The organism is Phreatobacter aquaticus (assembly GCF_005160265.1).
Taxonomy (GTDB): domain Bacteria; phylum Pseudomonadota; class Alphaproteobacteria; order Rhizobiales; family Phreatobacteraceae; genus Phreatobacter; species Phreatobacter aquaticus.
Genome location: NZ_CP039865.1, coordinates 2,861,368 through 2,874,937, shown reverse-complemented (window position 1 = coordinate 2,874,937; position 13,570 = coordinate 2,861,368). Strand labels below are relative to the sequence as shown.

Sequence of the window (13,570 nt, the reverse complement as noted above, 5' to 3'; positions counted from 1 at the left end):
GCCAGGGCCACTGCCCTGCCCCGCACCCGCCTACAGGGCGTGGCGGCCGCTCCATTCCTTCATCGCGGCCGCATCGCGCGGCGTGATGTCGGGATGGTGCGGATCGGCGGTCGCCGGGTCGAAGTACTTCCAGCTCCGCGCGCATTTGACGCCCGCCGCCTTGGCCGAAACGACCGCGATGCCCTTGGCCTCGTCGAGACGGAAGGCATCCGCCGGCCCCTCGCCCGCAGCGACAGTCGCCGCCGAGGTGATGGCGATCTCGGCGAGATCGGCGCCGTCCAGCGCCGCCATCAGGTCCGCATCTGCGATGAACACGGTGGGTGCTGCCTCCAGCGACGAGCCCAGCCGCTTGGCCGCCCGCTCGACTTCGAGCGCGCCGGTGACAACGCGACGCACCTTGCGGATCTTCTCCCACTTGGCGTCGAGATCGGTATCCAGCCAGGCGCTGTCGGCCGTGTAGAGGCCTTCGAGATGGACGCTGCCATCGCGGCCGTAGCGATCCCACCAGGCTTCCTCACAGGTGAAGGACAGGATCGGCGCGAGCCAGGTGGTGACCGCCTTGAAGACCTCCTCGATCACCGCCAGCGCCACCTTGCGCTCATGCGACGACCACGGATCGCAATAGAGGCGGTCCTTGCGGATGTCGAAATAGAAGGCCGAGAGGTCGACGTTCATGAACTGGGTCAGGAGCGCGAAGACCTTCTTGTAGTCATAGGTCCGATAGGCCGCGTGGATCTCTGGCGAGAGTTCGGCGAGTTTGTGCAGCATCAGCCGCTCAAGCTCCGGCACCTCACCGGCGATATCAGAGCCGTCGTGATGCTTCAGGGCGCCGAGCATCCAGCGCATGGTGTTGCGCAGCTTGCGATAGGCATCGGACGTGGTCTGCAGGATCTCCTTGCCGATGCGCAGGTCATCCGAATAGTCGGAGGCCGCCACCCACAGGCGCAGGATATCGGCGCCGGACTGCTTGATCACGTCCTGCGGCGCGACGGTATTGCCCAGCGACTTCGACATCTTGCGGCCTTCGCCGTCGAGCACGAAGCCGTGGGTCAGCACGACGTCGTAAGGGGCCCGGCCACGGGTGCCGCAGCTTTCCAGCAGGGATGAATGGAACCAGCCACGATGCTGGTCTGAGCCTTCGAGATACATGACCGTGTCGGCGCCGCCGTCGACCTTGCGCTTGAGGCCGGCGAAGTTCGGGAAGTCCTGCGGGCTTTCCAGCGTGAAGGCATGGGTTGAGCCTGAATCGAACCAGACGTCGAGCACGTCGTCGACCTTCACCCACTCGTCCGCCTTGTGCTGAGGCCCAAGGAAACGCTGCTTGGCGTCGGCCTTGAACCAGGCGTCGGCGCCTTCCTGGCGGAAGGCCTCGATGATGCGCAGGTTGACCGTCTCGTCCTTGAGGATCTCGTTCGTCTCCTGGTGGACGAAGACCGCGATCGGCACGCCCCAGGCGCGCTGGCGCGAGACCACCCAGTCCGGGCGGTTCTCGATCATGCCGCGGATGCGGTTCTCGCCGGATTCCGGCACCCATTGGGTATCGCCGATCGCCTTCAGCGCGCGCTGGCGCAGCGTCGTGCCATCCGCATAGGGCTTGTCCATGGCGATGAACCATTGGGGCGTGTTGCGGAAGATCACCGGCTTCTTGGAACGCCAGGAATGCGGGTACTGATGCTTCAGTCGGCCACGTGCCACCAGCGAGTCGGCGGCCATCAGAGCCTCAATGACGGCCTGGTTGGCATCGCCCTTTTCGCCCTTTTCGGTGATGACCTGGCGGCCTTCGAAGCCCGGTGCCTCCGTGGTGAAGCGGCCGTCGCCGTCGACGGTATAGGGGATCCGCGTCTCGATGCCGCGCTCGGCCAGGATCCGGCCGTTGGCCATCCAGATGTCGAAGTCCTCACGGCCATGGCCCGGGGCGGTGTGGACAAAGCCCGTGCCCGCATCATCGGTCACGTGGTCGCCGTCCAGCAGCGGCACGTCGAAGCCATAACCGAGGTTCGCCAGCGGATGGGCCGCGGTGATCCCTGCGAGTTCGGCTGCCGAAACGTCGGTCACGCGCTCGAAGCTCTCGACCTTGGCGGCCTTGAAGACGTCAGCCGCCAGCTTGTCTGCCAGCACATAGGTGTTGCCGACGCGCGCCCAGTTGTCGGCAGGCGCGGCCATCACCCGGTAGAGGCCATAGCCGATGCGGTTGGAATAGGAGATGGCGCGGTTGCCCGGCATGGTCCAGGGCGTGGTGGTCCAGATGACGACGCGCGAATTCTTGAGCAGCGCGAGCTTGTCCTTGTCGACCTGGCTTGCATCGAGATCGACGGCGCGCACGGCGAAAGCCACATGCACGGTGTCGCTGGTATGGTCGTGATACTCGACCTCGGCCTCGGCGAGCGCGGTCTTTTCCACCACCGACCACATCACGGGCTTGGAGCCGCGATAGAGCTGATCGGTCGCGGCGAACTTCATGATCTCGTCGGCGATCTGGGCTTCCGCGTGGAAGGTCATGGTCTGATAGGGATTGGCCCAGTCGCCGACCACGCCAAGCCGCTTGAACTCCTCGCGCTGGATTTCCAGCCAGCGGGTCGCGAAGGCGCGGCATTCCTGGCGGAACTCGACGACGGGCACATCGTCCTTGTTCTTGCCCTTGCCGCGATATTCTTCCTCGATCTTCCACTCGATCGGCAGGCCGTGGCAGTCCCAGCCGGGCACATAGTCGCTGTCGAAGCCCAGCATCTGCTGCGACTTCGTCACCATGTCCTTGAGGATCTTGTTGAGCGCGTGGCCGATATGGAGGTGGCCATTGGCATAGGGGGGGCCATCGTGGAGGACGAAGCGGTCGCGACCCTTGGCGGTGCGGCGCAGGCGATCGTAGAGGCCCATCTCCTCCCATGACTTGAGGATCTGCGGTTCCTTCTCCGGCAGGCCGGCGCGCATCGGGAACGGCGTCTCGGGCAGGAAGAGGGTCTTCGAATAGTCGAACGGATCGGACATCGGATTTACCGGATCATGCGGCTCGGTCGCCGCGAGGCAGGGAGAGCGGTTCGGTATCCCGGAGCTCCGGGCGCGCGATGTCGCGGCCTCAGGAGACCGGGCCGGTAATTCGCATGGGGCTTGAGGCCGCGAAGCGGAAGGCAGGGCGCATGCCGTCTCTTAAGGGGAATGCGGCGTCAAAGGCAAGCGCGGAGCGGCGGCGTCAGGGCTTTGACAGGGCTGAGACGAAGGCCTCGAGGGCGGCCCGGACGTCAGCCGTCCGGACCGATGCAAGCGTGGTACGGGCCGCCGCGACCACCGTCTGGCTCTCGACACGCTCCAGCCCGGCCGCGAAGCGCGGTGCCGAATCGTTCAGCGCGCGCGCAAGCTCGCTGGCATGGGCGGGGGCGACGCTCGCATCGCCGAGCGTCGCCAGCGCGCCGAGGGCGACCTGTGCCGCGCCGGCACGCATGCGGTTCCAGCCGTCACGGCGGGCCTGATTCATCTGTTCGGCGGGCAAGGACGCAACATAGGCACCCGCCGCTTCCAGCGAGGCCCCCGCGCAGCGCACAGAAAAGGCAAACCCCGGCATGATCTCGTCGGCATATGTGGTCATATTGCCGTCGAGGTCAGGATTGCCGCGGCCGCGGGGATTGAACTGGAAATAGGCCTGCCAGATACCGCCGCCCGCGGCACAGAAGCGAAGGAGCACGGGCACGTCGGCTGCGCCAGCGCGGCGCGTCGGATCGAGCGATCGAATGTCCCAGATCGCGTCGAGCAACCGCCGCACGGCTGGATCGGCAATGCGCGGCAGCGTGCCCCCGGGCTTTGCGGCTTCAAAAAGCGCATTGAACTGGACAAGAGCGGCCTGCGCCGCGCTGTCGTCCATGGGGGCGGGTGTCGATTGCAGTTGGGCACGGGCGCGGCTCATGTCGAGGCACGGCAGCATCAACGGGATGATCGCCGCGAGAGCGAAACGGATCCTGGCTCGTGCCATGGCGCAAATCCTCGATTCGCCGAGCTGAATGCTGGCTTAAAGCCAAGTTAGCAAGTCAGCGCGGCCGGGGAAACGACCCAGGCCGCCGCTTTGAAGGGGAACCGGGGCACAGCCCGGCCGTTGGTGAGGGATACCCCCAAACACGGAGATTTCTATGACAGCCATTGCCCAAGCCCGGATCCTGATCATGGCCACCGATGGATTCGAACAGTCCGAACTGATCGTGCCGCTGGAGCAATTGCGGGCCAACGGCGCAATCGTGGATGTCGCCTCTCCCACCAAGACACTCGATCCCGGTGCGATCCGCGGTTGGGACAAGGCAGACTGGGGCGCGAGCGTTGCTGTCGACAAGACGATCGATCAGGTGAGCGCCAGCGACTACGACGCGCTCGTCTTACCGGGCGGCGTGATCAATCCCGACAAACTGCGGGTCGAGCCAAAGGCCATCGACCTCATCAAGCAGTTCACCGCGGCGGGCAAGGTGGTGGCCGCCATCTGTCACGGCCCCTGGCTGCTGGCGGAAGCCGGTGTCGCGGCGGGCCGGCAGATGACATCGTACAAGTCGATCCGGACCGACATGGAGAATGCCGGCGCCGAATGGGTCGACAAGGAGGTGGTGACCGACGAGGGCATCATCACATCGCGGTCGCCCGACGATCTGCCGGCCTTCGTGGCCAAGATCATCGAGGAGATCGAAGAGGGCAGGCACCAGCGTGCGGCATAAGACATTGGGCCTGCGCGACTGGAAAGCCGCGCGGGCCCGGCATTGTTACTCCGCCGCCTCCGCGTAGGGCGCCGGCTTCGACCAACGCAGCACCGGATTGCGGGCGGCCCGCGTCTCGTCGAGACGCGGGCGCGGCGCGTGGTAGGGCGCCGCCTTGAACCGGTCGACCTCGCCGCGACGCGCGGCAAGGTCGAGATCGCGCAGCGTGGCCGACAGCAACAAGTCGCTTGGACGCCCATCGACCGTGCCCCACCCCGCAGCCAGCACGCTATTGCAGCGCCTCGAGAGACCTCGCTTCCGCGACCTGACCACGACGTCCCAGCAGGCCGTCGCCGGCTTGGCCGCTCCTGCGATGTCCGGTAGCGTCACGTTCACGCGAAACCCGATGCGCCCGCACAAAGGCTCCTGCATGTCTCTCTGGTCTGACTTTCAAACCAATACCAAGCGCCCGATTCACAAGTGGAAGCACTATTTCCCCGCCTACGAGCGCCATTTCTCGCGCTTCGTGAACACGGATGTCCTGATGGTTGAAATCGGCTGCGGCGAAGGTGGCTCGCTGCAGATGTGGAAGCGCTATCTCGGGCCCCATGCGCGCATCGTCGGCATCGATATCAACCCAGCCTGCCAGGCCTTTGCAGAAGACCAGATCGATGTTCGCATCGGCGACCAGTCAGACCAGGCCTTTCTGGCGGAGGTGCTGGCCGAGTTCGGCACCCCCGATATCGTGCTCGACGATGGCAGCCACGTGATGTCCCACATCCAGGCGTCGTTCGACCTGCTCTATCCGCAGATCGCGAAGAATGGCGTCTACATGGTCGAGGACCTGCATACCGCTTATTGGGACGAGTTCGAGGGCGGACTGAAGCGCAAGTCCAGCTTCATCGAACATTGCAAGGATCTGGTGGACGAGCTGAACGCCGACCATGCGCGCAATGCCCTGGAACCGACCGAGTTCACACGCTCGACGCTGTCGATGCACTTCTACGACAGCATCGTCGTGTTTGAAAAAGGCCGGCACACGCAAAAAGCTGCCCCGAAGATCGGCAGCAGGACCTCGGCCCTGCCGCAGAATTTCACGGGGTTCTGGCCAAAGACCTGACGGCGGAACCTATTCCGCCGCCTCCGCGTAGGGCGCCGGCTTCACCCAGCGCAGCACCGGATTGCGTGCGGCACGCGTCTCGTCGAGACGGCGGCGCGGCGCGTGATAGGGCGCCGCCTTGAACCGGTCGACCTCGCCACGCTTCGCCGACAGGGCGAGATCACGAAGCGTCGCAATGAACAGGTCGAGCGAGGCCTTGGATTCCGATTCCGTCGGCTCGATCAGCATGGCACCGTGGACGACCAGCGGGAAATACATGGTCATCGGATGATAACCCTCGTCGATCATCGCCTTGGCGAAATCGAGGGTCGAGACGCCGGTGTTCTTCAGCCAGTCGTCGTCAAACAGCGCCTCGTGCATGCAGGGCTGGTTGCCGAAGGGCAGGCTCATGAGATCGGCCAATGAGGCGCGGATGTAGTTGGCGTTGAGGACAGCATCCTCGGAGGCCTGCTTCATGCCGTCAGCGCCGTGGCTGAGCATATAGGCGAGCGCGCGGACGAACATGCCCATCTGGCCGTGGAAGGCCGACATGCGGCCGAAGGGCTTCTGCCCCTTGGCGAGCTGGCCCCCCTCCTCCACGAGAGCGAAGGCCTTGTCGGCGGTGACGAAGGGATAGGGCACGAAGGCCGCGAGCCGCTCCGACAGGACAACCGGGCCCGCGCCCGGACCGCCGCCGCCATGGGGCGTCGAGAAGGTCTTGTGCAGGTTGATGTGCATGGCATCGACGCCGAGATCGCCGGGACGCGCCTTGCCGACGATGGCGTTGAAATTCGCGCCATCGCAGTAGAAATAGGCGCCGGCATCGTGGATCGCCTTGGAGATCTCGACGATCTCCTTCTCGAAAATGCCGCAGGTGTTCGGATTGGTCAGCATGATCGCCGCGACATCGGGGCCGAGCGCCGCCTTGACGTCGGAGACATGCACGGTGCCGTCGGCATTGGCCGGAACCGAGCGCACCTCGAAGCCGATGAGGGCGGCGGTCGCCGGATTGGTGCCATGGGCCGATTCCGGCACCAGGACGACCTTGCGATCGCCCTCGCCGCGCGCTTCAAGCGCCGCCTTGATCGCCATCATCCCGCAGAGCTCGCCATGGGCGCCCGCCTTCGGGCTCATGGCGACCGCCGGCATGCCAGTCAGTTCCTTGAGGTAATGGGCGAGCGTGTCGATCACCTGCAGCGCGCCCTGCACGGTGGAGACCGGCTGGAGCGGATGGACGTCGCCGAAGCCCGGCAGCCGCGCCATCTTCTCGTTGAGGCGGGCATTGTGCTTCATCGTGCAGGATCCGAGCGGGAAGAGGCCGGTATCGATGCCGAAATTCTTCTGGCTGAGGCGCACATAGTGGCGCATCGCCTCGGGCTCGGAGAGGCCCGGCAGTCCGATCGCGTCCTTGCGGGCGAGACCGCCGAGGCGCGATTTGACCTTCTTCGGCTCCGGCAGGTCGACGCCGCTCGTCTCGGGACGGCCGAATTCGAAGATCAGCGGCTCCTCGATCTGCAGCGCCTTGTTGCCGGTGAAGGTCGGATGGGCGGAAGCGGTGCCTGCATCACCGGCGGCGGAGGGACGGCCCTGGTTGTTCATGGTCATGGTCCCGCTCCTCAGAGGCTCGATTCCAGCGCCGCCACGAAGGCTGCGCGGTCATCGTCGGTGTTCACTTCGGTGTTGGCGACCAGGATGACGCCCTTCAGCGCCTTGTCCTTCGGCCAGAGGCGGGACGCCGGCACACCGGCCAGCACGCCCTTCTTCGCCATCTTCTCGACGACCTTGGCGCCGTCGCCTTCCACCGCGATCGCGAACTCGTTGAAGAAGGTCTTGTTCAGCACCGTGACGCCGGCGACATCGGCCAGGCGATCCGTGAGGTCGCAGGCATTGGCGTGATTGACGGCAGCAAGCTTGCGCAGGCCGGATTCACCGAGCAGCGACATGTGGATGGTGAAGGCAAGGCACATCAGCCCGGAATTGGTGCAGATGTTGGAGGTCGCCTTCTCGCGGCGGATATGCTGCTCGCGAGTCGACAGCGTCAGCACGAAGCCGCGCCGGCCCTCGGCATCCACCGTCTCGCCGCAGAGGCGGCCGGGCATCTGGCGGACATATTTCTGCTTGGCGGCGAACAGGCCGACATAGGGGCCTCCGAACTGCAGGCCGACGCCGAGCGACTGGCCCTCGGCCACCACGATGTCGGCGCCCATCGCGCCAGGCGCGGTCAGCGCGCCAAGCGAGACGATCTCGGTGACGACGGCGATGAGCAGAGCGCCGGCATCCTGCGCCTTCTTGGCGATTGTGGTCAGGTCATGGAGGTTGCCGAACACGTCGGGCGTCTGGATAACGACGCATGACGTCTCTGAATCGATGGCCGCAGCGACCGCCTTGAGATCGGCGCCGGCATCGCCGGGATTGGGCGCAAGCGACACAAGCGTGTCACCGGCCATGCGCGACAGGGTCTCGACCGTGTCGCGGTAATGGGGATGCAGGTTTCCGGCGAGGATGGCCTTGCTGCGCTTGGTGACGCGGTGCGCCATCAGCACGGCCTCGGCGGTGCCGGTGGAGCCGTCATACATGGAGGCATTGGCCACCTCCATGCCGGTGAGCATGGCGACCTGGGTCTGGAATTCGAACAGGTACTGCAGCGTGCCTTGTGCGATTTCAGGCTGGTAGGGCGTGTAGCTCGTCAGGAATTCCGAGCGCTGGATCAGATGGTCGACGGAGGCCGGCACGTGGTGCTTGTAGGCGCCGCCGCCGACAAAGAACGGCACTTCGGAGGCCGAGATGTTCTCGGCCGCGAAGGCCCCCAGGATGCGCTCGACCTCGAGCTCGCCCTTGGCTTTCGGCAGGTTGGCGAGACCCTTCACCAGCTTGGCCTTGGGCACATTGGCGAAGAGGTCGTCGACCGAGGCGACGCCGACCTTGGCGAGCATGTCGGTGCGGTCCTCGGGGGTAAGTGGCAGATAGCGCATTCCGGTCTCCAGTCTGGCGGCAGGCCCAGCAGCGCTGGCCAAAACAACTCGATTGGTCAGCTAGCCTCGAAGGGCCCTTGATCTCAGAGCGTGTCGACGAAGGCCTTGTAGGCAGCCTCGTCCATGAGGTCGTCGAGATCGGCCGCGTTGGCGATCTTGACCTTGAAGAACCAGCCCTTGCCGGCGGGGTCGTCGTTGACGGTGCCGGGGGCATCCTCGAGGTCCGGATTGACCTCTGTCACCGCGCCGGTGACCGGCGAATAGATGTCGGAGGCGGCCTTGACGCTCTCGACGACGGCGGCGCTGTCGCCCTTCTTGAAGCTCTTGCCGACGCCCGGCAGCTCGACGAACACGACGTCACCCAGCTGCTGCTGGGCATAGCTGGAGATGCCGACCGTGCCGGTATCGCCCTCGACGCGGATATATTCGTGGTCCTTGGTGTATTTGACGGTCGCCATGGCGAGGGTCCTCTCGAAGTTTCAGCCGCGGAAATAGCGATGGGGGGCGAAAGGCATTGTCACGATCTTGGCCGGCAGGTCCTTGCCGCGCACTTCCAGGATAACCGGCGTGCCGGGCTCGGCGAAGCGGCGGTTGACATAGCCCATGGCGACCGGACCGTTGACGGTCGGGCCAAAGCCGCCAGAGGTGATCGTCCCGATGGCGGTGCCATCCAGCGCCTTGACCGGTGTGCCTTCGCGGGCCGGCTGGCGGCCATCCGGCTGGATGCCGACGCGCAGCCGTGAGGTCCCCTCGGCCAGTTCCTTCTGGACGCGGGCGGCGCCGGGAAAGCCGCCCTCGGCCCGGCGGCGCTTCTGGATCGACCAGGTCAGCCCGCCCTCGACGGGCGAGGTCGTGGTGTCGATGTCGTGGCCATAGAGGCAGAGACCGGCCTCGAGGCGCAGCGAGTCGCGGGCGCCAAGACCGATCGGCTTGACGCGGGGATCGGCGAGCAGAAGCCGGGTCAGGGCGACGACATCAGCATTCTTGACCGAGATCTCGACGCCGTCCTCGCCGGTATAGCCGGTGCGCGAGACATGGGCCCAGATGTCGCCAAGCTTGAGGTCGGTCGAGGTCATGAACTTCAGATTGGCGATGTCGGGGGCGAGGCTCGCCACCGCCGCGACGGCGGTTGGCCCCTGCACCGCGATCAGCGCGAGCTCATCGGCAATCTTGAGCGTGACGCCGGCCGGCAGATGGGCCTTCAGATGCGCGTAATCGGCATCCTTGCAGGCGGCGTTCACCACCAGATAGATCCAGTGCTGGTGCCCCTCCAGGCCGAGCCGCGTGACCATCAGGTCGTCGAGGATGCCGCCGGCCTCGTCGGTGAACTGTGAATAGCGCTGCTGGCCCGGCTTGAGGCTGAGAATGTCGGCCGGGACCAGCTTCTCGAGCGCGGCTGCGGCCGTCTCGAACTGTCCATCGGCAGGGATCAGGAAGCACTGGCCCATATGGCTGACGTCAAAGAGGCCTGCCTCGGCGCGCGTCCAGTTGTGCTCGGTCAGCACGCCGGTCGGATATTGAACCGGCATGTCATAGCCGGCGAAGGGCACCATCTTGGCGCCAAGCTCAACATGCAGGGCATGGAGCGGGGTCGTGAGCAGAGGGCCGTCGGTGGCTTCAGCCATGGTGTCCCGCCTATCGAGCGCGAAGACGCGCCCGGAGCGAACCCCGGTCACGTCACAATGCGGGCTTGTCGCCCGCTCGCGCCCCTCTGTCGCAGGACCTGAGAGATTCACGGGACAAGGATCCCGCTTACTCCGTCGGTGGGCCGCGTTTGGACGCGCGGCCACTTTCCAGAATGCCAATCCCCCGGCGGTCCACTTTGCCTGAGAGGTTCCGGGGCCGTTGCTCCTTCGGCGCCGGGAGATCTCTAGATAAAAAGACCACCCGGACTCTCCCGCCGGGTTTCGTTTGACACGGTGAAGGGAGTGCCGGGAACGGCGTGCCGAGTCAAGGCGAGGTTGTGGGCAGCGGTGCCTAAGCCGCAGGCGTCAGCGGATCGGGGCCGTGGCGGTTGGGGCCCGCCGTGCCGGGGATCACGCCGATCGCGATGGCCCAGAGACAATTTGCCGTGACCAAAAGGCCGACGACGGTCATGGCGACCCCCTGGAAGTAGCTGCCACCGAGCAGATTGGCGACAAGGTCCAGCCCGATCAATCCGAGGCTGACCAGCACGGTCCAGGACGGATGGTCGAGGTCGTTGACCCGCTTGCGCAGCAAGGCGTAGCCGGGTGGCAGAATGATCAGCGTCATGACCACGACAGTCAGCCGCTCGGCCAGCGAGTTGGCCGACGGGCTCCAGCCGGTGAGCGCATAGACCACGGCGAATGCCCCACCGATCACAATGAACATCACCACCATCATGGCCAAGAGCAGAAGGCCGCCAATCCAATAGGACTTGCGCGATATCCGACCGTCGAATGTCGTCAGGAGTTGCAGCATGAAAAGCCCCTATCCCCGGTTCCTTCCTGACGGAGGTTCGAGCGAATCAGAGCGCGGGTCAAATCAGGCCATGGCCGGGCGAGCTTCGCCCGGGGCACGCCAGCTTATTGTGCGGCGGCTGTGCGGGCGCGCCGCGGGCGGTTGCGCGCCGGCTGGTCGCGCACCTGGGCCTGCGTGTCGAAGCCGACCCAGATGATGTAGTTGGCCAGGGCCCCCGGCTCGGGCAGCGGGAAGGCTATCGCGTCCTCGACCTGGGTGAAGGCGACACTCGGCGAATCCGCCGGAACGTTGATCGCGACCTGATAGAGCCTGGACCAGACCGACCCATGGAGGCCGGGCGCCACCGCGATGCGGATCGGCAAGGTTGCCCGCCCGGCGCCGCCCTTCGGTCCGACCAGCAGGCGGCCCTCGATGCCGGCGCGCACGATCATGGTCTGCCCTTCGATCCGGCATTCGCGGGCGAGATCTGTAATGGTCGCCTGATAGACGAGTTCGGTCGGCCCCTCGCCGCCCGTCCGCCAGATGTTGGAGCCGTCTCGCACCTCGATGCGCGGGCAAAGGTCGGCGCGGATTTCCGCCTGCTGAGCCGGTATCGGCTGGCCGAAGATCGCATTGGGGATAGGCGCTCCAGCGCCCGCCGGGTTCTGCTGGGTCTGCGCCGTCTGGCCCGCTGTCTGCTGTCCACCGAACCAGGAGCCGCTGCTGCCGCAGCCGCCAAGCGCCAGAGTGGCCACGATCAGGCCCGTCACATTGATCAAACGCCGCACGCCGTCACCCCGAAATCCGAAATCGCGAGCCGCGCTTATAGCAACAGGTGCGCGGCAGAACAAAGGCGGTCGTCGCATGCATCAAGCGGCTCGTTCGCGCGGTGCCTCGCGAGGGCCGCGACAGCCTTCCGGCACGGGATGTTAATCCGGATATGCGCCAATAGCTCCGATTGGCCGGAGACCCTTGGATGGACGCGTCCCCCGACCGCGCTGCGGCGCAGGACATCAAGCTTGCAGAGCTCCTGGGCGCGCTCAGCCATGCGCTCGACATTACCGAAGGCCACCCGGTCGGCCATTGCATCCGGTGCTGCTGGATCGGCCTTCATATCGGGCGCGAGGCCGGCTTGCCGGAGACAGCGCTGGCCGACCTCTATTACACATTGTTGCTCAAGGACCTCGGCTGCTCCAGCAACGCCGCCCGCATCTGTCAGCTCTATCTGACCGACGATCTGAGCTTCAAACGCGACTTCAAGCTGATCAACGGCAGCCTGTCGCAGGCGCTTCGCTTCGTGCTGGCCCATACGGGCCTGAAATCGGGCTTGGCCGAGCGCTTCCGCGCCATCGTCAACATTGTCCAGAATGGCGGCCAGATTGCCCGCGAGTTGATCGAGACCCGCTGCCATCGCGGAGCCGAGATCGCGCGCCGCATGCGCTTCTCGGAGGCTGTCGCGGAGGGCATCCAGAATCTCGACGAGCACTGGGACGGCGGAGGAAAACCCACCGGGATCGCCGGCACAGCCATCCCCATCTTCTCGCGCATCGCCCTCATCGCACAGGTGGTCGATGTGTTCTTCATGGCCGCGGGCCCGCAGGCTGCCGTCCGCGAAGTCTCCAGCCGCTCCGGCACCTGGTTCGACCCGGCACTGCTTGCAGCCTTCGCAAGGGTTGCCGAGCGCCCCGAATTCTGGACGACGCTCGCCTCGGACGACCTGCAGCCGCACATCCTGGCGCTGGCGCCCGGTCAGATGAGCGCAACCGTCGATGACGACTACCTCGACGACATCGCCTCGGCCTTCGCCCTCGTGATCGATTCCAAGAGCCCGTTCACCGCCGGACACAGCGAGCGGGTCACCCTGTTCACAGACCTGATCGCCGAGCAGATGGGCCATGATGCCGAGGCGCGCCGGTGGCTGAAGCGCGCCGCCCTGCTGCACGACATCGGGAAGCTTGGCGTGAGCAATGCCATCCTGGACAAGCCCGGCAAGCTGGATGACGACGAGCGCGCCGAGATCGAAAAGCATTCGGCGCATTCCGAAGCCATCCTCAGCCGCATCGACGCGTTTCGCCGGCTGGCGCCCATCGCGGGGGCTCATCACGAGCGCCTCGATGGCAAGGGCTATCCGCGCGGCTTGACCGCTCCGCACATTCTGCCGGAGACGCGCATCATCACCACGGCGGACATCTTTGACGCCCTGACCGCCGACCGCCCCTATCGCGCGGCCATGCCCATCCCGAAGGCGCTCGACATCATGGACGGGATGGCGGGGCATGCGATCGACCCCGACTGCCTGCGGGCCCTGCGGCGAGCACTCGAGACGATCGACGTCAATCTGGCTGCCTGATCGCCGGCCTGCATTTCCAATCGTGATGGACAAGCCGCCCGAATTTCATGAGAAGGGGGCACCT

Annotated in this window: 12 protein-coding genes and 1 riboswitch; of the genes, 3 read left to right on the top strand and 9 right to left on the bottom strand. The window is 65.7% G+C overall.

All coding sequences use genetic code 11. The features are described from left to right. Positions 1-30: 30 nt before the first annotated feature. Complete coding sequence (gene ileS, locus E8L99_RS13485; RefSeq protein WP_137100030.1) at positions 31-2,985, bottom strand: isoleucine--tRNA ligase; 2,955 nt, start codon at positions 2,983-2,985, stop codon at positions 31-33. Between the two features lie 202 nt (positions 2,986-3,187). Continuing rightward, positions 3,188-3,961, bottom strand: coding sequence for a hypothetical protein (locus E8L99_RS13480; protein ID WP_137100029.1), 774 nt, complete (start codon positions 3,959-3,961; stop codon positions 3,188-3,190). Between the two features lie 154 nt (positions 3,962-4,115). Here E8L99_RS13480 and E8L99_RS13475 point away from each other — a divergent pair, with 154 nt between their 5' ends. Beyond that, entirely contained in the window at positions 4,116-4,685 is a 570-nt protein-coding gene (locus E8L99_RS13475) for a type 1 glutamine amidotransferase domain-containing protein (protein WP_137100028.1), read from the top strand. A gap of 45 nt (positions 4,686-4,730) precedes the next feature. Here E8L99_RS13475 and E8L99_RS13470 read toward each other — a convergent pair whose 3' ends face one another. Beyond that, positions 4,731-4,907, bottom strand: a complete 177-nt coding sequence (locus E8L99_RS13470) for a hypothetical protein (protein WP_315862538.1) — start codon at positions 4,905-4,907, stop codon at positions 4,731-4,733. Between E8L99_RS13470 and E8L99_RS24100 the strand changes: the two genes are divergently transcribed. Further along, the gene (locus E8L99_RS24100) at positions 4,891-5,784 is read left to right on the top strand and encodes a class I SAM-dependent methyltransferase (protein ID WP_315862537.1); all 894 of its coding nucleotides are present in this window, start codon (positions 4,891-4,893) and stop codon (positions 5,782-5,784) included. The genes E8L99_RS13470 and E8L99_RS24100 overlap by 17 nt on opposite strands. A gap of 9 nt (positions 5,785-5,793) precedes the next feature. Here the strand turns inward: E8L99_RS24100 and gcvPB are convergent, their stop codons facing one another. The 6 genes from gcvPB to E8L99_RS13435 form a co-directional block, all read right to left on the bottom strand. Then, positions 5,794-7,368: an aminomethyl-transferring glycine dehydrogenase subunit GcvPB gene (gene gcvPB / locus E8L99_RS13460; protein WP_137100027.1), complete on the bottom strand. Its 1,575-nt coding sequence runs from the start codon at positions 7,366-7,368 to the stop codon at positions 5,794-5,796. 11 nt (positions 7,369-7,379) lie between these two features. Next, positions 7,380-8,735: an aminomethyl-transferring glycine dehydrogenase subunit GcvPA gene (gcvPA, locus tag E8L99_RS13455; protein WP_137100026.1), complete on the bottom strand. Its 1,356-nt coding sequence runs from the start codon at positions 8,733-8,735 to the stop codon at positions 7,380-7,382. Between the two features lie 83 nt (positions 8,736-8,818). After that, entirely contained in the window at positions 8,819-9,193 is a 375-nt protein-coding gene (gcvH, locus tag E8L99_RS13450; RefSeq protein ID WP_137100025.1) for a glycine cleavage system protein GcvH, read from the bottom strand. 21 nt (positions 9,194-9,214) lie between these two features. Continuing rightward, the gene (gene gcvT, locus E8L99_RS13445) at positions 9,215-10,360 is read right to left on the bottom strand and encodes a glycine cleavage system aminomethyltransferase GcvT (protein ID WP_137100024.1); all 1,146 of its coding nucleotides are present in this window, start codon (positions 10,358-10,360) and stop codon (positions 9,215-9,217) included. Positions 10,361-10,538: 178 nt separating this feature from the next. Next, a riboswitch (glycine riboswitch) is annotated at positions 10,539-10,645 on the bottom strand. Between the two features lie 67 nt (positions 10,646-10,712). After that, positions 10,713-11,177, bottom strand: coding sequence for a DUF805 domain-containing protein (locus E8L99_RS13440; protein ID WP_137100023.1), 465 nt, complete (start codon positions 11,175-11,177; stop codon positions 10,713-10,715). 104 nt (positions 11,178-11,281) lie between these two features. Further along, a complete protein-coding gene (locus tag E8L99_RS13435) occupies positions 11,282-11,944 on the bottom strand; it encodes a hypothetical protein (protein WP_137100022.1) in 663 nt (220 codons plus the stop codon). A 188-nt stretch (positions 11,945-12,132) separates the two neighbouring features. Between E8L99_RS13435 and E8L99_RS13430 the strand changes: the two genes are divergently transcribed. Further along, a complete protein-coding gene (locus tag E8L99_RS13430) occupies positions 12,133-13,506 on the top strand; it encodes an HD-GYP domain-containing protein (RefSeq protein ID WP_137100021.1) in 1,374 nt (457 codons plus the stop codon). Positions 13,507-13,570 lie beyond the last annotated feature (64 nt).

What these genes read in the sequence shown, in the direction of transcription:
- gcvH (WP_137100025.1), bottom strand. Translation starts at nt 9,193, where the DNA reads ATGGCGACCGTCAAATACACCAAGGACCACGAATATATCCGCGTCGAG.
- gcvPB (WP_137100027.1), bottom strand. Translation starts at nt 7,368, where the DNA reads ATGACCATGAACAACCAGGGCCGTCCCTCCGCCGCCGGTGATGCAGGC.
- E8L99_RS13440 (WP_137100023.1), bottom strand. Translation starts at nt 11,177, where the DNA reads ATGCTGCAACTCCTGACGACATTCGACGGTCGGATATCGCGCAAGTCC.
- E8L99_RS13430 (WP_137100021.1), top strand. Translation starts at nt 12,133, where the DNA reads ATGGACGCGTCCCCCGACCGCGCTGCGGCGCAGGACATCAAGCTTGCA.
- ileS (WP_137100030.1), bottom strand. Translation starts at nt 2,985, where the DNA reads ATGTCCGATCCGTTCGACTATTCGAAGACCCTCTTCCTGCCCGAGACG.
- E8L99_RS13475 (WP_137100028.1), top strand. Translation starts at nt 4,116, where the DNA reads ATGACAGCCATTGCCCAAGCCCGGATCCTGATCATGGCCACCGATGGA.
- gcvT (WP_137100024.1), bottom strand. Translation starts at nt 10,360, where the DNA reads ATGGCTGAAGCCACCGACGGCCCTCTGCTCACGACCCCGCTCCATGCC.
- gcvPA (WP_137100026.1), bottom strand. Translation starts at nt 8,735, where the DNA reads ATGCGCTATCTGCCACTTACCCCCGAGGACCGCACCGACATGCTCGCC.
- E8L99_RS13480 (WP_137100029.1), bottom strand. Translation starts at nt 3,961, where the DNA reads ATGGCACGAGCCAGGATCCGTTTCGCTCTCGCGGCGATCATCCCGTTG.